Below are 22807 nucleotides of genomic sequence, written 5' to 3' on the forward strand. Positions count from 1 at the left end.
CGGACTATCCGTAGCAGGCTCCCCTCCGTTTCTGCCCGACGGCTCGCCGGCGTGCGAGCCCCCAGCCCTACGGAGCATCGGGGGATGCACATGAACAGCGTTCCGCAGCACCTGCTGAGCGAGGACCGCCAGGAATTCGAGCGGATCCTCGATGAGGCGCTGCGCTCCGCCCCACACCGACCGGAACTCGCCGCTGTCGGACAGCGGCTCAACCCCGAACAACTACGCACCATGGCGCTCAACGCCACCGCGCTGATAGCGGCCGCCGCGGCGACCGAGTACCAGCACTACGTGAAGGCCCGGGAGGAACTGCGCCAGCCGGCGCCGGCCACCGCTCCCGCCGACCGCGACTCCGTCTCCGCAGGTCCGGGTCCGGACGCGCTCGGCCTGGCCGCCGGCCTCGGTGAGGCGGCCGAGACGACCGGAGCCGGGGCCATCGCCGTGATCGCGGTGCTGGCACCCGTCCTCGCCGGCACCGCCGCGGCGATCTTCCTGCTCGTCGGCTACATCCTGAAGATGCTGGACCCCGGCCAGGCCTTCGCCCGGACCATGCTCACCGCGGGCTGGACGTTCGGCGCCATGGCCGCGGCCGCCATCCTCGTCGCCGCGGTCGCCCTGGTGCTCACCGCCCTGCGCAACAACGCCTCGGACGAGGCCGGGGCGCCCGGCGCGGTGAGCGAGGAAGTCGCCAGGGCCAGAGACGCCTGGCGCGAGGCGCTGCTGGAGCGCGGCATCCTGCCGTTCCTGCGGGACGCGCTCGCCCAGCCCGACACGGCCGCCCTGCACCGCGCCGCTCCCCAGCCCCCGACCGGCCGCATGCCGCGCCTGGGCTACGACCGGCCCGGCTTCAGCAGTCCCGACGACGGCTCCGCCTCCGGCCGTCCGAGCTTCACCAGTCCCGACTACACGAGCCCCGACTTCGGCGGCCCGGACCACCAGCCGGAATAGCCCGCGGCTCGTGCCCCCGCCCAGGGGCGCGGGCCGAACGGGGTTCCCCCGTAGCGCCCCGCGGCGGCGCCGCGTCCGGGGAGGCCCCGGAAGCAGCGCCCGCCCCAGGGCCTCGTCAGTCCGCCAGCGGCAGGTACACCCGGTTGCCCGCGGCCGCGAACTCCTTCGACTTCTGAGCCATGCCCTCCTCGATCTCGGCCTGACTGCCGCCGTGCTCACGGCGGATGTCCTGCGAGATCTTCATGCTGCAGAATTTCGGCCCGCACATCGAGCAGAAGTGGGCCGTCTTGGCGGGCTCGGCCGGCAGCGTCTCGTCGTGGAACTCCCGCGCCGTGTCCGGGTCCAGCGCGAGATTGAACTGGTCCTCCCAGCGGAACTCGAAGCGGGCGTCGGAGAGCGCGTCGTCCCACTCCTGGGCGCCGGGGTGCCCCTTGGCGAGATCGGCCGCGTGCGCGGCGATCTTGTAGGTGATGACGCCCGTCTTGACGTCGTCGCGGTTGGGCAGGCCCAGGTGCTCCTTGGGCGTCACGTAGCAGAGCATCGCGGTGCCCCACCAGGCGATCATCGCGGCGCCGATGCCGGAGGTGATGTGGTCGTACGCCGGCGCGACGTCCGTGGTCAGCGGGCCGAGCGTATAGAACGGAGCTTCATCGCAGATCTCCTGCTGAAGGTCGATGTTCTCCTTGATCTTGTGCATCGGGACGTGCCCCGGGCCCTCGATCATCGTCTGTACGTCAAAACGCCTGGCGATCCGGTTGAGTTCCCCGAGCGTGCGCAACTCCGCGAACTGGGCTTCGTCATTGGCGTCGGCGATCGATCCCGGCCGCAGGCCGTCGCCCAGCGAGTACGTGACGTCGTAGGCGGCGAGGATCTCGCAGAGCTCCTCGAAGTTCTCGTACAGGAACGATTCCTTGTGGTGCGCCAGGCACCACGCGGCCATGATGGAGCCGCCGCGCGAGACGATGCCGGTCTTGCGGCGGGCGGTGAGCGGCACGTACGGCAGGCGGACGCCCGCGTGGACGGTCATGTAGTCCACGCCCTGCTCGGCCTGCTCGATGACGGTGTCCTTGTAGATCTCCCAGGTCAGTTCCTCGGCCTTGCCGTCGACCTTCTCCAGTGCCTGGTAGAGCGGCACCGTGCCGATGGGGACGGGGGAGTTGCGCAGCACCCACTCGCGGGTGGTGTGGATGTTGCGGCCGGTGGAGAGGTCCATGACGGTGTCGGCGCCCCAGCGGGTCGCCCAGGTCATCTTCTCGACCTCCTCCTCGATGGAGGAGGTGACCGCGGAGTTGCCGATGTTGGCGTTGACCTTCACCAGGAACCGCTTGCCGATGATCATCGGCTCGATCTCCGGGTGGTTGACGTTGGCCGGCAGCACCGCGCGCCCTGCCGCGATCTCCTCGCGGACCACGTCGGGATCGACGTTCTCCCGGAGCGCGACGAACTCCATCTCCGGCGTGATCTCGCCCCGGCGTGCGTAGGCGAGCTGGGTGACCGCCTCGCCCGCGCGGCCCCGGCGCGGCTGGCGGGGACGGCCGGGGAAGACCGCGTCCAGGTTGCGCAGTCCGCCGCGCGGTGCGGTGTGCTTGATGCCGTCGTCCTCGGGCCGGACGGGACGGCCCGCGTACTCCTCGGTGTCGCCGCGGGCGATGATCCAGTTCTCCCGCAGAGGTGCCAGCCCCCGGCGGACGTCGGTGTCGACGAGTGGATCGGTGTACGGGCCCGACGTGTCGTACAAGGTGACCGACTGCCCGTTGGTGAGGTGCACCTGACGGACCGGCACGCGCAGGTCGGAGCGGGTGCCCTCGACGTACGCCTTGTGCCAGCCGATGGACTTCCCGGCCTCCTGGGACATGTCGTCCTGGACGGAGGCAGGCGTGCGTGCGTCCTTGTTGGTCATGAGACCTACTCCCTACGCCGGCATTACCCGGTAACAGGTTCGGCGGTCGACGCAGCGGCTTCCGTCCATCGATGCTCCCCGTGAAACACGTTCCACGTGAAACATCGCGTATACGGAGGTCAGCGCCCTCTCAGCCCGGTGCTCCGAGCTCCCGCGTGTGCAAAGGTGCCTCCACGCTAGCGTCAACTCGGGCGCGGTGAACAGAGGGCCTCTCTCGTTCTTGCGATGATCGGGCGGTGACCACCATGGACCAGTACCCCTATCCGCCGTCCGAGCCACCGCGCGAGGGCGGCTCCGGGCAGGGCGACGGACACGGCCATGACGGCCACGTACCGCGTGGTGGGCCGGTGCGGGCCCATCCCGACGACCGGGGCGCCGTACATCACCAGAGACCCGCACACCCCGTCCCAGGGCCTGTCCCGGGCCCCGGTCGTGACCCCGGGCACGGCCCGGCGCACGGTCATGCCCCGGAACCCGGTCACGGACATCCACACGACCAGGGCCCCGGTCAGGGCCACAGCCACGGTCACAGTCACAGTCATGGGCCGGCCGCCCCGGTCTCGAAGCACCTGCGCAAGGTCATCGCGGCCGTCCTGATCCCGTTCACCGCGGCGGTCGTGGTCGGCCTGGTGGTGCTGTGGCCCGGGGGAGCGCCATCGCACGAGCGCACCGGCGTCGGCTTCGACCGCCAGACGCAGCAGGCCACCGTCGCCCAGGTGGTGGAGGTCAGCTGCAGCGCGGTCAACGCCTCGGGGGGCGGCGGCGCCGCGACCGGCGGCACCGCCGGGACCACGGGCGGTACCACTCCGCAGAAGGAGAAGGGCACCTGCAAGAAGGCCACGGTCCGGGTCGACACCGGCAAGGACAAGGGCCGTACGTTCACCGAGATCGTGCAGCCCGACCAGACACGGCAGTTGCACCAGGGCGAGAAGGTCGTGGTCGCCTACGAGCCCTCGGCCCCCAGGGAACTGCAGTACTCCGTCACCGACGTGAGCCGGAAGGTCCCGATGGCCCTGCTCGCGGGGATCTTCGCGCTCGCCGTCGTGGTCGTGGGCCGCCTGCGGGGCGTCATGGCGCTGGTCGCACTCGCCGTGAGCTTCCTGGTGCTCACCCTGTTCATCCTGCCGGCGATCCTCCAGGGATCGAACCCGCTGCTGGTGGCCGTGGTCGGGTCGAGCGCGATCATGCTCATCGCCCTCTACATGTGCCATGGCCTGTCCGCCCGTACGTCGGTCGCGGTGCTCGGCACGCTCGTCTCCCTTCTGCTGATCGGCGTCCTCGGCTCGGAGTTCATCGACTGGGCCGCGCTCACCGGCAACACGGACGACAGCACCGGTCTGATCCACGGCCTGTACCCGTCGATCGACATGAGCGGTCTGCTGCTGGCCGGCGTCATCATCGGATCGCTGGGCGTCCTGGACGATGTGACGGTGACCCAGACCTCGGCGGTCTGGGAGCTGCACGAGGCCAATCCGGCGATGGGCCGGCGCGGACTGTACCGGGCGGGCATCCGGATCGGCCGCGACCACATCGCCTCGGTCGTCAACACCCTGGTCCTCGCCTACGCCGGTGCCGCGCTCCCGCTGCTGCTGCTGTTCTCGATCGCGCAGAGCAGCGTGGGCACGGTGGCCAACAGTGAGCTGGTGGCCGAGGAGATCGTGCGCACGCTGGTGGGGTCGATCGGCCTGGTCGCGTCCGTCCCGCTCACCACCGTGCTGGCCGCCGTGGTGGTGTCGGCCGACCGGCCGGGACCCGCGAAGGCGGCCCCGGGGACGGAGGCCGCTCCCGTGCGCGCCGGCCGGGGCCGTCGCCGGAAGCGGTGAGCCGGGGGGCGCCCCCCTGAAGAAGCGTTCCTGCACGGCGTCACGCGCTCCCGCGCAGGCCCGGACGCGGCTCGGCGGACACCGCCGCACCCCGCTCCGCAGGCGCCTCAGCCCGCGCTCTGCTCCTCGGCCAGGATGCGGTCCAGCGCCTCGTCGAGGTGGGCGTCGAAGTCCGCCAGCGCGCCCTCCTGGCCGAGCGGGACCAGCTTGTCCGTGCGGTCGAGGAAGGCCACCAGCGGCGGCGTCGAGGAGCGGAACAAGGCGTGGTCGCAGCCGACCTGAAGCCGGATCAGCACCTCGCCCAGCACCTCGGCGTCGGCGGGAGCGATGTGCACGTCGCCCTCCCCGCACGGCCGCCCCACTCCGTCGATCAGCAGCTCACGGCCGAAGGCCCAGGTCACCGGGGCGTCACCGGGGAGGTGGAAGGTGAGCCGCACGGCATAGGGATCACAGGTCTCGTAGCGCAACTCCACCGGAATGCGGAAGGAGAGCTCCTCGGACACGAGAAAGCTCATCATGACTTCTGCCTGTACGGATTCGCGCATCGCCTACCCCGTCATATGACATCGACTGGCCGGGATTGATCCCTCGACCGTGGTCAAATCTTGCTGAAAGTACACGGGAGATCACAAGGAGTGAGTTTTCAGATACTGATAGAGAGGGTAAGGGCACCCAGATGGCGCCCGATCTCTCCCTGCAGCCGGCGGGCGGCGGGCAGCAGCCGCTCCGCCTGACGGGCGGGGAGCGAGAGGGCCATCGTGGCCGCCGTGGTGCCGACCGTGATCGGGATCGCCGCGCAGACCGTCCCGAGCGCGTACTCCTGGCGCTCCACGACCGGGCCCATCCGCGGTGTCCTGGCCAGACGGCGCATCAGGGCATGGTTGTCACGCACCGTGTAGGGCGTCAGCGACCGCACCGGATAGCGGGCGAGGTGGTCCCGGCGGGCGTCCTCGTCGAGCTGGGAGAGCAGGCACTGGCCGATCGCGTGGGCGTGCCCGGTCTCGCGGAAGTCGGCCCACTCCTCGACCGCCGGCGCCTCCCGTGAGCCGGAGACGCACATGACCTCGATCTCGCCGTCCCGGTACATCGCGTAGTACATCGGGACACCGATCGAATCACGCCAGTGTGCGAGGGTGTCGGCCACCGTGGTGCGACGTTTCTCCTTCGCTCCGCTGCTGCCGAGCCGTTCGGCCGCGTCGCCGAGGAAGAACAGCCCCTTCTCCCGGCGCAGATAGCCCTCGTGTACGAGAGTGCGCAGCAGGTGGTAGGCCGTGGGCAGGGCGAGGCCGGTCTCGCGGGCGAGCTGTTTGGCCGGGGCGCCGTACTCGTGGTCCGCGACGGTCTCCAGCAGGCGCAGCGCGCGCTGGACGGATCCGATGAGGGTCGCGGCAGGCGAGTGCCCGGGGCCGTCGGCGGCGTGCGCGGACGCGGCGACGGTCGCGGCGCGCGGCTGTCCCGGGACGGCCGCGCCGGGGGGCCGCTGCACCGGGGGGGCGCAGGAGCGGGGCGGGGCGGGGGGTGCGTGGGGTTCTGCCGGTGCGGTGTCAACCGTGGCCAAGGGTCACTCCGGAAGCGCGAGGTGGGGGCAGCCCGTGCGCGTGGAACACGGGTGGGGGTGTGTGCCTCCCGCGGGGCCCGGCCCCGCGTAAGGTTCCGGACTCTAACCGCCCGCCACCGCCTGCGGACGGTCCGCCGGGGAAACTTCCCTCCCCCGAGGGAACCGGTGGATCCCGTTACCGGTCACCGGCTCCCGCGAGCCTCACCAGTCGCTGCGCGACGAGGAGTTCGACATGAACTTGCGCACGATGTAGATCAGTCCGCCGACCAGGGCGACGAAGACCAGCGCCTTGAAGAGCAGACCGATCACGAAGCCCACGACGGTCGCTATCAGGCCACCGAACACGACCAGGGCGATGACCGGCACCGCGACCCACTTCACCCACCACGGCAGCCCAGCGAAGATCTCTCGCATTGCCCTCGTCCTTTGCGTTCGGGAGCGTCCGCGGCGCGGTGTGCGCTGCCGCCGGGACGCGGTTCTCGATGTCTGCTTCGATGCTAGGGCGCCGTAGGGTCCCGCGGGCGCCCCGCGCCCCTTGTCCTCCCCTGACCCGCCCCCTAGGGAACCCCGAGGGCCGGGCTCACGCCTCAGGCGGAGAGAAGACGACCAGGACCCGCAGGTCCTCGCTGATGTGGTGGAACTTGTGGGCGACGCCGGCCGGCACGTACACCACGCTGCCGCGCGCCACCTGCGTGGTCTCCAGACCCACGGTGATCGAGGCGCGGCCGCTGACGACGACGTAGACCTCGTCCTGCTGGTGCGGCTTCTGCGGGTCGTGCTCGCCCGCGTCGAGCGCGTACAGGCCGACCGACACGTTCCGCTCCCGCAGGAACTGCAGGTAGGCCCCGTCGTTGGCGGCGCGCTCCGCCTCCAGTTCGTCCAGCCGGAATGCCTTCATCGAGTTGCCACCCTCGCCCCACTGCTCGCCGTCGATCCCGTCTGCCACGATCAGACACATGAAGAATTTCGTAGTCAAGACGATCGCCAACGCGGGCGCCCTGGCGGTCGCCGTGTGGCTGCTCGACAAGATCACCCTCACCGGTGACAGCACCGGGAAGAAGATCGGCACGCTGATCGTGGTCGCGCTGATCTTCGGCCTGGTCAACTTCCTGGTCAAGCCGATCATGAAAGTGCTGACCTTCCCCCTGTTCATTCTGACCCTGGGGCTGATCACCCTGGTCGTCAACGCGCTGATGCTGCTGCTGACGTCGTGGGTGTGCGGCAAGCTCGATCTGAGCTTCCACGTGGACGGCTTCTGGACGGCCGTGCTCGGCGGCCTGATCATCTCCGTCGTCTCGTGGGCGCTGAACCTCGTGCTGCCCGACGAGGACTGAGTACGCCATGACCTACCGCGTCTGTTTCGTGTGCACCGGCAACATCTGCCGCTCCCCCATGGCCGAGTCCGTCTTCCGCGCGCGCGTGGAGGAAGCCGGTCTCGCGGAGCTGGTGGAGATCGACAGCGCCGGCACCGGCGGCTGGCACGAGGGGGAGGGCGCCGACCCGCGCACCGTCGCGGTCCTCGACGAGCACGGCTACGGCACCGCGCACACCGCGCGCCGCTTCCAGCCGTCCTGGTTCGCCGACCGCGACCTGGTGATCGCCCTGGACACCGGACACCTCAAGGCCCTGCGCCGGCTCGCGCCCGGCGAGGAGGACGCCCGCAAGGTGCGTCTGCTGCGCTCGTACGATCCCTCGGCCGGTGACGACCTCGACGTGCCGGACCCCTACTACGGGGGCCTCGACGGCTTCGAGGAGTGTCTTGAGATGGTGGAGGAGGCGAGCACCGGCCTGCTCGCCGCTGTGCGGGAACGACTGGAGGGACGGGCCGCATGAGCGACGCCACCAAGGACGCGGACCACATCGGCGACGGCACACGCACGGTACGGGCCGGGCTGCCCGAGCCGGTCAAGCACGAGCCGACCCTGCCCGGGCCGGTCTTCGCCGCCCACTTCCACCTGCCCGGCGACGTGACGGGACCGTACTCCTACGGCCGGGACGACAACCCCACCTGGACGCTGCTGGAGCGTGCCATCGGTGAGCTGGAGGCGCCCGGACAGGACGACGTCGAGACGCTGGTGTTCGCCTCCGGCATGGCGGCGATCTCGTCGGTGCTGTTCTCTCAGCTGGGCGCCGGCGACGCGGTCGTGCTGCCCTCCGACGGCTACCAGGTGCTTCCGCTGGTCCGCGCCCAGCTGGAGGCGTACGGCATCGAGGTGCGCACCGCTCCCACGGGCGGCGACGCCCAGCTGGAGGTCCTCGACGGCGCGCGCCTGCTGTGGATCGAGTCGCCGTCGAACCCGGGGCTCGACGTGTGCGACATCCGGCGGCTGGCGGAGGCGGCGCACGCGCGCGGCGTCCTGGTGGCCGTGGACAACACCCTCGCCACCCCGCTCGGACAGCGCCCGCTGGAGCTGGGCGCCGACTTCTCGGTGGCCAGCGGCACCAAGCAGCTGACCGGGCACGGCGACGTGCTGCTGGGCTACGTGGCCGGGCGGGACGCGGAGGCGATGGCCGCCGTACGCCGCTGGCGCAAGATCGTCGGGGCGATCGCCGGGCCCATGGAGGCCTGGCTCGCGCATCGCTCCATCGCCACCCTCACGCTGCGGGTCGAGCGGCAGAACGCGACCGCCCTCGCTCTCGCCGAGGCGCTGCGGCAGCGGCCCGAGGTGGCCGGGCTGCGCTATCCGGGACTGCCCGACGACCCCGCGCACAAGGTCGCCTCGCAGCAGATGCGCCGCTACGGGTGCGTGGTCTCCTTCACGCTCCCCACGCGCGCGCGTGCCGAGCGTTTCCTGGAGGCATTGCACCTGGTGGAGGACGCGACGAGCTTCGGCGGTGTGCGTTCCACGGCCGAGCGCCGCGCCCGCTGGGGCGGGGACCCGGTCCCGGAGGGCTTCATCCGCCTGTCCGTCGGTGCCGAGGACCACGAGGACCTGGTGGCGGACGTGCTGCGGGCACTGGACGAGTCGGCACAGTGACCGCCCCGGACCGCCCGCCGGTGCTGCGGGCGGTCCGAACCTCCCCCCTCGTGGCTCGGACCGCCCCGGTTCCGCGCGCGAAGAACCGCGCGAACAAGGCTAGTTGACTGTATGTCAGTGTCCAATCACGCTAGCGACAGAGACCTATCGACTTATTTATAGTTGGGGGCCTGCCCGGGGCCGGAGGAGGCAGGGAAAGGGGAGGGCGTGCCATGGACGTGGCCTTGTTGCGCACCTTCGTCACCGTGCACCGGGCTGGTTCCTTCACCCGCGCCGCCGCCCTGCTGGGACTCTCCCAGCCGGCCGTCACCTCCCAGATCCGCACGCTGGAGCGCCAGCTCGGCCGCCCGCTGTTCCTGCGGCAGGCCCGTGGGGTGACGCCGACGACCATCGGCGACGAACTGGCCCACAAGGCCGCCCCCCACCTCGACGCCCTGGTCGAGATAGCCGAGCGGGGGCTGGACGACGAGTCCTCGTTACGCACCCTGCATCTCGCCGGACCGCCGGAGTTCACCGCCGAGCGCGCCCTTCCCGTCCTGACCGAACTCACCGGCGACGACGGCCAGGGCTTCGCGCTGCGCGCCTCCTTCGGCACCGCGGAGGAGACGCTGGAGGGGCTGGCGGCCGGCCACCACGACCTGGCCATCAGCACCGTCAGGCCCCGCGGCGCCCTGCTCACCGCCACCGCGCTGTGCGACGAGGAGCACACGCTGGTCGCCGCCCCGCGCTGGGCCGAGCGGATCGGCCCGGGAGCCCTGCGCCTCAAGGGGGCGGCCGCCCTGGAGAACCTGCCCGTCGTGGAGGTCCACGAGTCGCTGCCCCTCGTCTCGCGCTACTGGGCCTCCGTCTTCGACTCGCGCCCAGCCGCCTCGGGCACGGTCATCGTCCCCGACCTGCGCGCGGTGCTCGCCTGCGCCGTCGCGGGCGCCGGGCTGACGGTGCTGCCCCGCTATCTGTGCACCCCGGCGCTGGAGCGCGGCGACATCGTGACCCTGCACGATCCGGCGGTCCCGCCGCTGCGCACGTACTTCCTGGCGGTGCGCACCGGGACGCTCGCCATGCCCCACATCGCCCGGGCCCACGAATGGCTCCAGCGGGCCGCGACGGGCTGGAGCTGAGGCGACCACCCGGCGCTTCACGCACTGCGCTCGCCCAGTGGCGCTTCGCGATGTTTCACGTGGAACCAGCCGGGCCACATTTCTCCCATGACCGTCCGACCCGTGGTCAAGCGCACCGCCCGTGCCGTTCTGCTGGACGGTGACGACCTGATCCTGATCAAGCGCACCAAGCCCGGCGTCGATCCCTACTGGGTCACTCCCGGTGGCGGGGTCGAGCCCGAGGACCCGACCGTCGTCGACGCCCTGCACCGCGAGGTGTACGAGGAACTCGGCGCCAAGATCACCGACGTCGTGCCCTGCTTCGTGGACACCGTGGAGCACATCGGCGACGACGGCGGCGCGACCGGCGTGAAGGTCCAGCACTTCTTCGTCTGCCGGCTGGAGTCCATGGACCCCGCCTTGCGCCACGGCCCCGAAGTGGAGGAGCCGGCGGGCGAGTACGAGATCGTCCGGGTCCCGTTCACCCGGGTCGGGATCGCCTCCGTCCACCTCGTCCCGCTCTCGCTACGGCACTACCTGGACGGCAACATCGAGGGCGTACGGGCGATGCACGCGCCTGACCTGGGATAGCCGGCCGGTCAGTGCCCGGCGCCGAGCAGGTCCTCGACCGCGTCGTGCCGGATGCGCTCCCGCGGGATGCCGATGTCCCGCAGGACGTGGACCCCGCTGCGGATCATCCCGGGCGGTCCCGAGAGGTAGGCGTCGTACTCGCGCCAGGGGCCGTACTGCCGTACCGCGTCCGGCAGCCGCAGCGGCGCCTGCCGGTCGGTGACGGACCGGACCGAGAGCCACGGATGGATCTCGCGGAGACCGAGCAGGGTGTCGATGTCGTACAGGTCGTGGTCGGTGCGCGCGCCGTAGAAGACCTCGACCGGCCGGCGGCGGCCGTGCTCCGCCACGTCCTCGACGAGGGCCTTGATGGGCGCTATGCCGGTGCCGCCGCCCAGACAGAGCAGCCCGTCGGCGGTGGTGTGGTCGACGGTCATCGAACCGGTCGGCGGGCCCAGCCGGATGACGTCTCCCGGCCGTGCGCGGCGCACCAGGGCGTGGGAGACCCAGCCGGCCGGGACGGCCTTCACGTGGAATGACAGCAGCCCGTCCGGACGCGGCGCCGACGCGAAGGAGTAGTGCCGCCAGACCCTCGGCCACCACGAGGTCTCCACACCGGCGTATTGCCCGGCGAGGAAGGGGTACGGCCGGTCCGGGCGGACGGTGAGGACCGCGACGTCGGGGGTCCTGAGGTCGTGCGCGACGACCTCGGCCTGCCACCAGGCCGGCGCCCGCAGCTCGTCCGCCGCCGCGGCGTCGATCATCACCTGGGACATCGTCGTGTAGGCCCGCACCCAGGCCGCCTCGGTGTCCGCGTTCCAGATCCGGGTGGCGTACTGGCTCAGCGCCCCGATGAGGCATTCCCCCACGGCCGGATAGTGCTCGGCGAGGGTGCCGTACTTCCGGTGGCCGCGGCCGAGGTTGCGCAGGTACCCGACGAGGACGGGTGTGTCGTCGAGGTGTTCGGCGGTGGTGAGCAGCGCCTTCAGCAGCCGGTCGCGCTGCACGTCCATCGCGGCCGGGAACAGCGGCCGCAGTTCGGGGTGACGGACGAAGAGGAGCGCGTAGAAGTAGGAGGTGACCTCGTCGGCCATCGGGGCGATCTCGGCCATCGTGCGGCGGATGACGAGCGCGTCCGGCGACGCCCCTTCCCGGTCACCGTCCCGCGGCCGGGGCGGAGACGTCCTGTGCGGGGCGAACCAGCCCTCGCCGTCCGGTATGCCGTTTCCCCCCGACGTGGTGGTCGGAGCGTCCATGTGCCCTCGCCTCGAACGTCTTGCGGTCGGTCTGCGCACCTGTGTCCGAAGGCACGCGCTTTTCCCCGTCGAGCGACCGGCCCGGGATGCGCCCCATCCCGTTCCGGACGTGAACCGGAGTCGACCCTACCGGCCGCCGTCCGGCGCACGAGTCATGTCTCTCCTCCCGGGGCGGCGGGCCCGGATACGGACCGTGGGTGCCGCTCAACTGCCGGACGGGGTCAGCCTTTTCACGGCTCCGCACCGCATGCGTTGCGGTGCGGGAGCAGGTGGCCCGCCGGGACGGGCGGACGCCCGGCCGGCCACGGCGTGAACCGGTACGGCAGCAAACGGATTCCTGCCCCCGATCCGGGCCGGGATGCCATGGCGTGGCCAAAAGCCTCCGCGTCCCCGGCGAAACAGGTGGACGCCGGGGGTGCCGGTCGGACAGCCTGACCTGCGTGCCGACTCCTTCACCCGCCGCTCTTCCCGTCCGCCGTCTGACGCTCCGCGATCTCCACGCCTGCGCCGACCTGTCCGAGGACCGGGGGTGGCCACGCGAGGAGCACAAGTGGGGTCTCCTCCTCACCGCGGGCAAGGGCCACGGCATCGACGACCCGGACGGCGGGCTCGTCGCCGCGTGCGTCGTCACGGAGTACGGCACCTGGGAACGGACGGACCTCGGGGCCATCGGCATGGTCCTGGTGGCCGGGCGCCACGCCCGCCAGGGCATCGGACGCTCGCTGATGCGGCACGTCCTGGCCGCCATGGGCACCACCCCGCTGACCCTGCACGCCACCCCGAACGGACAGCCCCTCTACGAGGAGCTGGGCTTCAAGGTCACGGGCCGGGCGGAGATGCTGCGGGGGCACTTCGTCCCCGGCGGGCGGGACGCGGAGGTGGCGACGCGAGCCGCCACGGCGGAGGACCTGCCCGCGATCCTGCGGCTCGACGAGGAGGTGTTCGGCGCCGACCGCACCCCTCTGATCACCCGCCTGCCCGCGTTCGCCGACCAGTTGCGCGTGGCCGAGGACGGCGGCCGGATCATCGGCTACGCGGCCGCCTGGCCCAACGAGGACACCCATGTCGTCGGCCCGCTGATCGCCCGGGACACCGAGACGGCCAAGGCGCTCGTCGCCTCGCTCGCGGCCCACTCGGACCGCCCGCTGCGCACCGACGTCGACGTACGCCACGAGGAGCTGCTGGCCTGGGCCAAGGAGCGGGGGCTGGCCTCCGTGGCCTTCAACGCCGTGATGACCTACGGCATCACGGAACTGCCGGGGGACTGGACGCGCAGGTTCGCGCCGCTCACGGTCGCCGCGGGCTGAACCCGTGTGATGCCGATGCCGGTCACCGCGCCCGAGCGGTGACCGGCATCGGCCTTGTACCGGCCTGGTCAGACGAGCGCCCGGACGGCGGCGGTCGCGAAGCCGTGGTCCTGGTCGGGCGCGCCGCCGCCGACGCCGATCGCGCCGATCAGCCGGCCGTCACGGTGCACGGGGAGGCCGCCGGCGATGAACAGCAGGGGCCGGTCGAGAGCCGTGGGCAGCGTGTGGAAGAGGCCGCCGGGCTGGACGGCGTCGACGAGGTCGGCGGTGGCCGCGTCGAGCTGGAGCGCCGTGTAGGCCTTGCGGGTGCTGGTCTCACCGGAGATCAGCACGGCCCGGTCGTCCCGCCGGAACGCGAGCAGGTGGCCGCCCGCGTCCAGGACGGTGACGCTGACGGTGACTCCGGCCTCGTCGGCCGCGCGGCGGGCCGTCGCGACGAGCAGCTCGGCGTCCACGGTGGTCAGCGGGGCGACGGTGGTGGTGCTCATGGGGCGTTCTCCTTGGTGCGCTGGTGCGGTGGTGCGTTGCGGTGGTGCCTGGGGGCAGGGGCAGGGGCGGGGTCGCGGTGCCGGGGCCGGGTGCGGGCTGTGCCGCGGCGGTCCGGTCGAGAGCCGGTGTGCGGGGCCGGACGTGCGTGGTCCGGGGCGGAATCAGTGGTGGACGGGGGTGCGCTGTCCCGCGGGGGCTCCGGACGCCACCACGGCGCTCCGTGCCCCGTCGCGGCGCTCCAGGGCGGCCGAGAGGACGGCGAGGACCAGGGCGGACGCGGCGAGTGCGGCGCCGACCCAGTTCGGGGAGGTGTAGCCGAAGCCGGCCGCGATCACCATGCCGCCGAGCCAGGCGGACAGGGCGTTGCCGAGGTTGAAGGCACCGATGTTCACGGCCGACGCGAGCGTCGGGGCGCCGTGCGCCTGGTCGAGGACGCGCTTCTGCAGGGGCGGCACCGTCGCGAAGCCGAGAGCGCCGATCAGGGCGATGGTCACGGCGGCCGCGATCTTGTTGTGGGCGGTGAGGGTGAACAGCGCGAGGACGACGGCCAGGGCGCCCAGGGAGACGTAGAGCATGGGCATCAGCGCGCGGTCGGCGAACCTGCCGCCGACGAGGTTGCCGCCGACCATGCCGAGGCCGAACAGGACCAGCAGCCAGGTGACCGAGCCGTCGGCGAAGCCGGCGGTGTGGGTCATCATCGGGGCGATGTAGGTGATGGCCGCGAAGACGCCGCCGAAGCCGAGCACGGTCATCGCCATGGCGAGCAGGACCTGCGCGTTCTTGAAGGCGGCCAGTTCGTGGCGCAGGTGGACGCCCTCGGGCCGGGGCAGGTCGGGCACCAGCCGGGCGATGCCGGCCAGGCCGACCAGGCCGAGACCCGCGACGACCGCGAAGGTGACGCGCCAGCCGACGTGCTGACCGACGAGCGTGCCGAGCGGGACGCCGATGACGTTGGCGACGGTCAGGCCGGTGAACATCATGGCGATGGCCCCGGCCTTCTTGTGGGGAGCCACCAGCTCGGCCGCGACGACCGAGCCGATGCCGAAGAAGGCACCGTGCGCGAGGGAGGCGACCACCCGTCCGATGAGCATGACCGAGAAGGCGGGCGCCACGGCGGAGAGCAGGTTCCCGGCGATGAACAGGCCCATGAGCAGCATCAGCATGCGCTTGCGCGGGACCTTGGTGCCGAGGACGGTCATCAGCGGGGCGCCGATGACCACGCCGAGGGCGTAGCCGGTGACGAGCAGGCCCGCCGTGGGGATGGAGACCCCGAAGTCGCCCGCGACCTCGGGCAGCAAGCCCATGATCACGAACTCCGTGGTGCCGATTCCGAAGGCCCCGATCGCGAGGGCCAGAAGCGCGAGAGGCATGGGTGGGTACACCTTCCCAGACGATTGCAGGAGCGCTTTGCGTGCGTTCACAATAGTTGCAGACGCGGGCTAACTGCAAGCGCAGGATATTGCGCATGTGCTCTACCCTTGACTCAGCCGCTCCGGGACGGAGGAGAACGCCCATGACAGCGACGGAACCCGCGCTCACCGCACTGGCCCAGGGCTGGTGCGCCCTCTCCCTGCTGCACGGGAGGATCGAGGCGCACATCGAGCGCGCCCTGCAGGGCGGGCACGACCTGAGCGTGCGCGAGTACTCCCTGCTGGATGTGCTCAGCCGGCAGCACGACGGCGAGGGCGGCCATCTGCAGATGAAGCAGGTCGCCGACGCGGTCGTCCTGAGCCAGAGCGCCACCACCCGCCTGGTGACCCGCCTGGAGGACCGCGGGCTGCTGGAGCGCTATCTGTGCCCCACCGACCGGCGCGGCATCTACACCAACGTCACCGAGGCCGGCCTGCGGCTGCTCGAGGAGGCGCGGCCGACCAACGACGCCGCCCTGCGCGAGGCTCTGGACGAAGCGGCGAAGGACGCCGAACTCGCCCCGCTGGTACGCGTCGTGGAGTCCCTGAACGTGCCCGCATAGGGTGCGGGCATGGGAGATCTTGAGATACGCCGTGCGACCGCGGCCGACGTCCCCGTGATCGTCGGCATGCTCGCCGACGACCCGCTGGGCGCTCAGCGCGAGTCGCTCGACGACATGACGCCGTACCTGGCAGCGCTGGAACGACTGGACGCTGACCCCAACCAACACGTGGTCGTGGCCGTCCGTGAGGGCCGTGTCGTGGGCACCCTCCAACTGACGGTCATCCCCGGACTCTCCCGCAAGGGAGCGACCCGCTCGATCATCGAGGGCGTGCGTATCCACGCCGACGAGCGCGGCAGCGGGCTGGGCACCCAGCTCATCGAGTGGGCGGTCGAGGAGTCCCGGCGTCAGGAGTGCCGGCTGGTGCAGCTGACCTCCGACAGCAGCCGCACCGACGCCCACCGCTTCTACGAGCGGCTCGGCTTCACCGCTTCGCATGTGGGCTTCAAGCTTCCGCTCTGACCGAGCGGACCGGGCTGGGGCCGGTACTCGCGGGCGAACCCGAGTCCGGCGGGAGGCGCAGGCGGGGGTGCGGGTGTTTCACGTGAAACACCCGCGCTCGTGGACCAGCCGATCCTGACGACCCTCAGTACGCGATCCCTCGCCAGCCCTCGGGGTCCACGCCACCGGGCACCTCTGCCCCCTCCTCGTACGGCTGTCGGGTGAACACGAACGATCCGAGGTCCAGGTGGCTCACGGACCCGTCCGGCCGCCGTACGGCCCGGAGACGCTCGCCGGCGTAGTAACCCTCCAGCCCGGTCCAGGCGCCGTCCCCCTCCGCGCGGAAACGCGCACGGCGGCCGGCGCCGGAGACGGGCCCCAGGGAGACCAGCCCGTCGGCCGTCATCCGCAGGACGAAGGCCTGTGTCCCCCAGTACCACGGGCCGGTCAACTCGAGTACTCCCGCGTCGACTTCCCGCAGCGGCCGCCACGGCGCGGGAATGCGGGGCTCGGCCTCGGCGACGATACGGACGAGATCGGCCGCCACCGCCGAGAGCAGGGGCCCCGAGGTGCAGTTGGCCAGCACCACGGCCGCCACGTCGTCCTCGATGCTGATGCTGAGGTTGGCCAGGAATCCCGGCAGCGAGCCGGAGTGCCCCACGATCAGCCGGCCACCGCGGTTCTGGATCTGCATGCCCAGGCCGTACGTCGCGCCGTCCACGACGTCGACGGCCTCGGCGGGAGCCGCCGGCGTGCGCATCTCCCGCACCGACTCCGCGCTCAGTACCCGGTCGTCCCCCCGGGCCAGGAAGACGGCGAACCGGGCGAGGTCGGCGGTGGTGGACCACAGCTGTCCGGCCGGGGCCATCCGGCCGAGGTCCTCGACCGGTTCGGGCAGCAGGGCGTCGGCCCACGGGTGCACCGCCCAGCCACCCGCGGAGGGCGCCTGCGGCTGACCGCTGGTGCGCTCCAGCTCCAGGGGCCGCAGCACCTCCCTCCCCAGCACCTCCTCCCAGGGCGCGCCGCGCAACTCCTCCACCAGGGCGCCGAGCAGCGTGTAGCCGGGGTTCGAGTAGTGGTGCCGCCTGCCGACGGGATGGAGCAGGGGACGCTCACCGAGCACATCGTCCAGTCCGGGCCGCAACGAGCCCGGAGTGCGCTCCCACCACGGCCCCGGCGTCTCCGCGGCCAGGCCTCCTGTGTGCGCGAGCAGTTCGGCGATCGTCGCCTCCCCCGCGCCGGTGCCCGGCAGGTACTTCTCCAGCGGATCACCGAGGTCGAGCACGCCCTCGTCGCGCAGTCGCAGCACCAGGACAGCGGTGAAGGTCTTGGTGATCGACCCGATCCGGTACTGCACGTTCTCGTCCGGCGCGTGACCGTCCACCGAACTCCGCGCCCCGTGCCACACGGCCCGCCCGTCCCGCACGACCGCCGCGACCAGTGAGGGCGCACGCCCTTCGGCCTGCGCGACGGCGATCCGGTGCAGCAGCGCCCGCCGCGTGCCGGGCAGCAACTCTTCCTGGTATGTCGTCATGCCCCTAGTCCACCGGGCGGCCCGACTCACGTCGAGTTCATTTCCTCCACCCGAATCGGGGCCGAGCGGGCAGCCGGCCGAATCCCGGAGCCCCTCCCGACCGTTATGAGGACCCGTAGGCCCCCGTGCCGCACTCCGTTAACATGTTCGACTCATGGCGATCACCTCATCGCCCGTCCCGCACGGGAAGGCCACGCCATTCAGCACGATGAGCAAATTATCTGACCAGGGTAGAGAAAACCGGCCGAAGAATTGACATCGATAACATCACGGACCTTTTCGCGAATAAACGGGGCAATCACATCCTCGGCATGGCGCCGACCACAGGTGATTCTGTGGGCCGTCGCCGGGGTGACGACTCTCGCGTTCCTCATCGCGCTGGAGATCGCGGCACGGCACTACGGCCTGCCGGGGCCGATCACCAACCAGGCGAAGGAAGTGCTCCTCGCCCCCAAGTCGGGGCCGCTGCTGTACGCCAGCATGGCGTTGATGATGGTGGTCCTGCCGCGCCGGCAACGGTGGATCGCGGCCGCCGCCGCGGTCGGCATCGACCTCGTCTTCTTCCTGGTGCGCTGGGCGGTCGACGCCAAGATGATGTTCGGCAACGGCGCGCTGTGGGTCGTCCTGGCCTACGCCGTCATCGCCGTCACCCGCCGCACCGGCCCGGAGCGCGTCCTGCTGCTGAAGGGCGTCGGGCTGGCCCTGCTGCTGGTCACGGGCCGCAAGACCGGTGACGCCTGGCTGCTCATCACCTCCAAGACCCGCCCGACGGTGCTCGACCCCTATGTGGCGACCGCCGACCACGCGCTGGGCGACCCGTCGTGGCTCGCGGGCCGGATCGTCCGGGCCACCGGCACGGTCGGCTCCCACGTCCTCGACTACGTCTACATCCAGCTCGCGGTGGCCGCGGTCGTCGTCGCGCTGTACCAGCTCCGCAACGTGGCGGCGGAGGGCCGGTTCCCGCGCCACCACCTGGTGCGCACGTTCCTGGTGATCGGCCTGCTCGGGCCGGGCATCTACATGATCTTCCCCGTGGTGGGCCCGGTCTTCGCCTACGGCCCCGACGGGGGGCACTGGGCGGTCGCCGACCTGTGGCCGAACACCCCGACGATGCACGCGCCCTACCCCATGCCGTTCGACGAAATCACCCCACGCAACTGCATGCCCAGCCTCCACACGGCATGGGCGACCACGATTTTCGTCCATTCCCGCAAGGGCCCGCGCGCACTGCGATTCGCCGGCACCTTCTGGCTGATCGCCACCCTCGGTGCGACGCTCGGCTTCGGTTACCACTACGGCGCCGACATCATCGCGGGTGTGGTGTTCGCGCTCACCATCGAGGCGGCATTGCGCGCGCAGGCACGCGGCTGGGACCGGTCCGCAATTCAACTGGCCGGTCACGGCACGGCGGTGTTCGTCGCGCTTCTGCTGTCGTACCGGTATCTCCCGGAGAAGATGGCCGCGCACCCGTGGCTGTTCGGACCGCTTCTCCTGCTGGCGATGGTCTCGGTCGTGCACGGCTACATCAGGACCACCAGGCTGTGGGAACCGGCGATCGCGCCGGCGCCCCGGCCGGAACCGCAGCCCGAACCCGCCTGAGGCACCCGTCGCCAGGCTCCCGGTGCCCCGCGCACCGGATCAGGTCTGGGCCATGTCCACGAAGCGGGAGTAGTGGCCCTGGAAGGCGACGGTGATCGTCGCCGTGGGTCCGTTTCGGTGCTTGGCGACGATCAGGTCGGCCTCGCCCGCCCGGGGGGACTCCTTCTCGTAGGCGTCCTCGCGGTGCAGCAGGATGACCATGTCGGCGTCCTGCTCGATGGAGCCCGACTCACGCAGGTCCGAGACCATCGGCTTCTTGTCGGTGCGCTGCTCGGGGCCACGGTTCAGCTGGGACAGCGCGATGACCGGGATCTCCAGCTCCTTGGCGAGCAGCTTGAGGTTACGGGACATGTCCGAGACCTCCTGCTGACGGCTCTCGGCGCGCTTGGAGCCACCGGACTGCATCAGCTGGAGGTAGTCGATGACGACCAGCTTCAGGTCGTTGCGCTGCTTGAGCCGGCGGCACTTGGCGCGGATCTCCATCATCGACAGGTTCGGCGAGTCGTCGATGTACAGCGGGGCGGCCGAGACGTCCGGCATACGGCGGGCGAGCCGGGTCCAGTCCTCGTCCGTCATCGTGCCGGACCGCATGTGGTGCAGGGCGACACGGGCCTCGGCGGACAGCAGACGCATGGCGATCTCGTTGCGGCCCATTTCCAGCGAGAAGATGACGCTGGGAAGGTTGTGCTTGATCGAGCAGGCCCGCGCGAAGTCCAGCGCGAGCGTCGACTTACCCATGGCGGGACGGGCCGCGATGACGATCATCTGGCCCGGGTGGAGGCCGTTCGTCAGCGAGTCGAAGTCCGTGAACCCGGTGGGCACACCCGTCATCTCGCCGCTGCGCGAGCCGATCGCCTCGATCTCGTCGAGGGCGCCCTCCATGATGTCGCCGAGCGGCAGGTAGTCCTCGCTGGTGCGCTGCTCGGTGACGGCGTAGATCTCGGCCTGGGCGCGGTTGACGATCTCGTCCACATCGTCGTCGGCCGCGTATCCCATCTGCGTGATCCGGGTGCCGGCCTCGACCAGCCGGCGCAGGACCGCGCGCTCGTGGACGATCTCCGCGTAGTACTCGGCGTTCGCCGCCGTCGGCACGGTCTGCACCAGGGTGTGCAGGTACGACGCCCCACCCACCTTGTTGATCTCGCCGCGCTTGGTGAGCTCGGCGGCGATGGTGATGGGGTCGGCCGGCTCGCCCTTGGCGTAGATGTCGAGGATGGCCTGGTAGATCGTCTCGTGGGCCGGCTTGTAGAAGTCGTGGCCCTTGAGGATCTCGACGACGTCGGCGATGGCGTCCTTGGACAGCAGCATGCCGCCCAGCACGGACTGCTCGGCGTCCAGGTCCTGGGGCGGCACCCGCTCGAAGGAGGAGCCCCCGCCGTCCCAGCCGCCGCTCTCCCGGCCCCGGTCGTGCTGCTCGTCACGACCCCGTCCACCGTCGCTGCGCCGGCGGGAGGCGGGCAGACGATCGCTGGGCCCGCTGTCGGCCCACGGATCGTCCAAGGGCTCGGAAATGCTCACCGAGCCACCTCCTCCCGTCCGCGCGGCGGACCTCGCCGTGCCCTCTGTTCTACGGCACGACACTGACAAATGAGAGCGCCCAACTCCGGTTCTGACGCGTCGGTTTTGTGGGCTTTCCCAGGTCGACACGAGGAGCGGGCGCCGGACCACGGTAGGCCCCTCGGCACCGTCAGCCAATCTGGTTATCCACAGGCCATGTGGACGACGGCCCCGATGCTGTGGAGAACCTGCCGAAACCTGTGCACGACCCGGTGGACAGCCCTGTGAACAAGCCCTCCATCACTCCTACCAAAAGCCTCTGACCTGCGCTTTCATCCTCCACCGCCTGTGCAGAAGAAAAACTTCCCCAGTCGGGCCAAGATCGGCTCGAACGGTGTGCGCATGCACACGTGCCGGAACGCGAAGTAAGGGCCACTAAGGCTTTGCATCTCTTACCTGTGGACGATTAGATTAGTGGCCATGACACAGGCTCCAGCGATCCCCCAGGCCAGACGCCGTCGGCACGACCGAGAGATCATCGCGCTGGCCGTTCCGGCCTTCGGCGCACTCGTCGCAGAGCCCCTGTTCGTCATGGCGGACAGTGCCATCGTCGGCCACCTCGGCACCGCCCAGCTCGCCGGCCTCGGGGTCGCCTCGGCCCTTCTCACCACCGCCGTGAGCGTGTTCGTCTTCCTCGCCTACGCCACCACGGCCGCCGTGGCCCGGCGCGTCGGCGCGGGCGATCTCCCGGCGGCCATCCGCCAGGGCATGGACGGCATCTGGCTCGCACTGCTGCTGGGCCTGGCGGTCATCGCGCTCGTCCTCCCGCTGGCCCCGGGGATCGTGGACCTCTTCGGCGCCTCCAGCACCGCAGCCCCCCACGCCACCACCTATCTGCGCATCTCCTCGCTCGGCATCCCGGCCATGCTGATCGTCCTCGCGGCCACCGGCGTGCTCCGCGGTCTGCAGGACACCAGGACCCCGCTGTACGTCGCCGTCGGCGGCTTCGTCGCCAACGCCGGCCTCAACGCGGGACTGGTCTACGGCGCCGGCCTCGGCATCGCCGGTTCCGCCTGGGGCACCGTCGTCGCGCAGTGCGGGATGGCGGCCGTCTACCTCGTCGTCGTCGTCCGGGGCGCCCGACGGCACGGGGCCTCCCTGCGCCCGGACGCCTCGGGCATCCGGGCCTCGGCCCAGGCCGGTGTGCCGCTGCTCGTCCGCACCCTGTCGCTGCGCGCGATCCTCATGATCGCCACCGCCGTCGCGGCACGCCTCGGCGACGCCGACATCGCGGCGCACCAGATCGTCCTGTCCCTGTGGAGCCTGCTGGCCTTCGCCCTCGACGCCATCGCGATCGCCGGCCAGGCCATCATCGGCCGCTACCTCGGCGCGAGCGACACCCAGGGCGCCCACGAGGCGTGCCGCCGCATGGTGCAGTGGGGCATCGCCACCGGCATCGTCCTCGGAGTGCTCGTGGTGGCCGCCAGGCCGCTGTTCCTGCCGCTGTTCACGGGCGACTCCGTGGTCAAGGACACCGCACTGCCGGCCTTGCTGATGGTGGCGCTCTCCCAGCCCGTCTGCGGCATCGTCTTCGTCCTGGACGGCGTTCTGATGGGCGCCGGGGACGGGCCGTACCTGGCCTGGGCCATGGTCGTCACCCTGGCCGTCTTCGCACCGGTGGCGCTGCTCGTCCCCGCCCTGGGCGGGGGCCTGACGGCACTCTGGGCGGCCATGACCCTGATGATGACGGTCCGGATGCTCACCCTGTGGCTGCGGTCCCGTTCCGGGCGGTGGATCGTCACCGGCGCGACCCGCTGAGCGGACCGCCCGGGCAGGTA

22 protein-coding genes and 1 riboswitch are annotated in these 22807 nt (G+C 71.1%); of the genes, 12 read left to right on the forward strand and 10 right to left on the reverse strand.

Going from position 1 to position 22807, the window contains the following annotated elements; all coding sequences use genetic code 11:
- Positions 1-84: 84 nt before the first annotated feature.
- Entirely contained in the window at positions 85-948 is an 864-nt protein-coding gene (locus tag PV343_RS24525) for a hypothetical protein (RefSeq protein ID WP_319149112.1), read from the forward strand.
- Between the two features lie 115 nt (positions 949-1063).
- Here the strand turns inward: PV343_RS24525 and thiC are convergent, their stop codons facing one another.
- Positions 1064-2848: a phosphomethylpyrimidine synthase ThiC gene (gene thiC, locus PV343_RS24530; RefSeq protein WP_319149113.1), complete on the reverse strand. Its 1785-nt coding sequence runs from the start codon at positions 2846-2848 to the stop codon at positions 1064-1066.
- Positions 2841-3013, reverse strand: a riboswitch (TPP riboswitch). (Overlaps the previous gene by 8 nt.)
- 71 nt (positions 3014-3084) lie before the next feature.
- On the opposite strand from thiC, the gene PV343_RS24535 reads away from it, so the two are divergent.
- Entirely contained in the window at positions 3085-4671 is a 1587-nt protein-coding gene (locus tag PV343_RS24535; RefSeq protein WP_319149114.1) for a YibE/F family protein, read from the forward strand.
- A gap of 107 nt (positions 4672-4778) precedes the next feature.
- Here the strand turns inward: PV343_RS24535 and PV343_RS24540 are convergent, their stop codons facing one another.
- The 4 genes from PV343_RS24540 to PV343_RS24555 form a co-directional block, all read right to left on the reverse strand.
- A complete protein-coding gene (locus PV343_RS24540; RefSeq protein WP_043475980.1) occupies positions 4779-5216 on the reverse strand; it encodes an SsgA family sporulation/cell division regulator in 438 nt (145 codons plus the stop codon).
- Positions 5217-5314: 98 nt separating this feature from the next.
- Positions 5315-6229 carry an IclR family transcriptional regulator gene (locus tag PV343_RS24545; protein WP_319149115.1) on the reverse strand — a complete coding sequence of 305 codons (915 nt, stop codon included), beginning with the start codon at positions 6227-6229 and terminating at the stop codon, positions 5315-5317.
- 201 nt (positions 6230-6430) lie between these two features.
- Positions 6431-6643 (reverse strand): DUF5326 family protein, encoded by a 213-nt coding sequence (locus PV343_RS24550; RefSeq protein WP_073887226.1) that lies wholly within the window; start codon positions 6641-6643, stop codon positions 6431-6433.
- A 166-nt stretch (positions 6644-6809) separates the two neighbouring features.
- Complete coding sequence (locus PV343_RS24555; protein ID WP_319149160.1) at positions 6810-7127, reverse strand: cupin domain-containing protein; 318 nt, start codon at positions 7125-7127, stop codon at positions 6810-6812.
- Positions 7128-7185: 58 nt separating this feature from the next.
- On the opposite strand from PV343_RS24555, the gene PV343_RS24560 reads away from it, so the two are divergent.
- The 5 genes from PV343_RS24560 (at position 7186) to PV343_RS24580 (ending at position 10895) form a co-directional block, all read left to right on the forward strand.
- Positions 7186-7563: a phage holin family protein gene (locus tag PV343_RS24560; RefSeq protein ID WP_319149117.1), complete on the forward strand. Its 378-nt coding sequence runs from the start codon at positions 7186-7188 to the stop codon at positions 7561-7563.
- 7 nt (positions 7564-7570) lie between these two features.
- On the forward strand, positions 7571-8062 hold the full coding sequence (locus tag PV343_RS24565; RefSeq protein WP_319149118.1) for a low molecular weight protein-tyrosine-phosphatase: 492 nt from the start codon (positions 7571-7573) through the stop codon (positions 8060-8062).
- Complete coding sequence (locus tag PV343_RS24570) at positions 8059-9207, forward strand: cystathionine gamma-lyase (RefSeq protein WP_319149119.1); 1149 nt, start codon at positions 8059-8061, stop codon at positions 9205-9207. Before PV343_RS24565 ends, PV343_RS24570 begins: the two co-directional genes overlap by 4 nt.
- Positions 9208-9419: 212 nt before the next feature.
- Complete coding sequence (locus tag PV343_RS24575; protein WP_319149120.1) at positions 9420-10325, forward strand: LysR family transcriptional regulator; 906 nt, start codon at positions 9420-9422, stop codon at positions 10323-10325.
- Positions 10326-10412: 87 nt separating this feature from the next.
- Positions 10413-10895 carry an NUDIX domain-containing protein gene (locus PV343_RS24580; RefSeq protein WP_133922544.1) on the forward strand — a complete coding sequence of 161 codons (483 nt, stop codon included), beginning with the start codon at positions 10413-10415 and terminating at the stop codon, positions 10893-10895.
- An 8-nt stretch (positions 10896-10903) separates the two neighbouring features.
- Here the strand turns inward: PV343_RS24580 and PV343_RS24585 are convergent, their stop codons facing one another.
- Entirely contained in the window at positions 10904-12130 is a 1227-nt protein-coding gene (locus PV343_RS24585; RefSeq protein WP_319149121.1) for a globin domain-containing protein, read from the reverse strand.
- Between the two features lie 440 nt (positions 12131-12570).
- Here PV343_RS24585 and PV343_RS24590 point away from each other — a divergent pair, with 440 nt between their 5' ends.
- Positions 12571-13437: a GNAT family N-acetyltransferase gene (locus PV343_RS24590; protein ID WP_319149122.1), complete on the forward strand. Its 867-nt coding sequence runs from the start codon at positions 12571-12573 to the stop codon at positions 13435-13437.
- 68 nt (positions 13438-13505) lie between these two features.
- Here PV343_RS24590 and PV343_RS24595 read toward each other — a convergent pair whose 3' ends face one another.
- Positions 13506-13925 (reverse strand): GlcG/HbpS family heme-binding protein, encoded by a 420-nt coding sequence (locus PV343_RS24595; protein WP_319149123.1) that lies wholly within the window; start codon positions 13923-13925, stop codon positions 13506-13508.
- Between the two features lie 162 nt (positions 13926-14087).
- A complete protein-coding gene (locus PV343_RS24600; protein WP_319149124.1) occupies positions 14088-15296 on the reverse strand; it encodes an MFS transporter in 1209 nt (402 codons plus the stop codon).
- A 143-nt stretch (positions 15297-15439) separates the two neighbouring features.
- Here PV343_RS24600 and PV343_RS24605 point away from each other — a divergent pair, with 143 nt between their 5' ends.
- Together PV343_RS24605 and PV343_RS24610 are read left to right on the forward strand one after the other, a co-directional pair.
- Entirely contained in the window at positions 15440-15898 is a 459-nt protein-coding gene (locus PV343_RS24605) for a MarR family winged helix-turn-helix transcriptional regulator (protein ID WP_319149125.1), read from the forward strand.
- 9 nt (positions 15899-15907) lie between these two features.
- On the forward strand, positions 15908-16360 hold the full coding sequence (locus PV343_RS24610) for a GNAT family N-acetyltransferase (RefSeq protein WP_319149126.1): 453 nt from the start codon (positions 15908-15910) through the stop codon (positions 16358-16360).
- A 124-nt stretch (positions 16361-16484) separates the two neighbouring features.
- On the opposite strand, the gene PV343_RS24615 is transcribed toward PV343_RS24610, so the two are convergent.
- Positions 16485-17873, reverse strand: a complete 1389-nt coding sequence (locus PV343_RS24615; RefSeq protein ID WP_319149127.1) for a serine hydrolase domain-containing protein — start codon at positions 17871-17873, stop codon at positions 16485-16487.
- A 297-nt stretch (positions 17874-18170) separates the two neighbouring features.
- On the opposite strand from PV343_RS24615, the gene PV343_RS24620 reads away from it, so the two are divergent.
- Complete coding sequence (locus PV343_RS24620) at positions 18171-19472, forward strand: phosphatase PAP2 family protein (RefSeq protein WP_415923512.1); 1302 nt, start codon at positions 18171-18173, stop codon at positions 19470-19472.
- Between the two features lie 39 nt (positions 19473-19511).
- On the opposite strand, the gene dnaB is transcribed toward PV343_RS24620, so the two are convergent.
- Positions 19512-20990: a replicative DNA helicase gene (dnaB, locus tag PV343_RS24625; RefSeq protein ID WP_020941078.1), complete on the reverse strand. Its 1479-nt coding sequence runs from the start codon at positions 20988-20990 to the stop codon at positions 19512-19514.
- A 459-nt stretch (positions 20991-21449) separates the two neighbouring features.
- Here dnaB and PV343_RS24630 point away from each other — a divergent pair, with 459 nt between their 5' ends.
- Positions 21450-22787: an MATE family efflux transporter gene (locus PV343_RS24630; protein ID WP_319149128.1), complete on the forward strand. Its 1338-nt coding sequence runs from the start codon at positions 21450-21452 to the stop codon at positions 22785-22787.
- The last annotated feature ends 20 nt before the right edge of the window (positions 22788-22807 follow it).

The organism is Streptomyces sp. WI03-4A, from assembly GCF_033792105.1.
GTDB lineage: Bacteria > Actinomycetota > Actinomycetes > Streptomycetales > Streptomycetaceae > Streptomyces > Streptomyces collinus_A.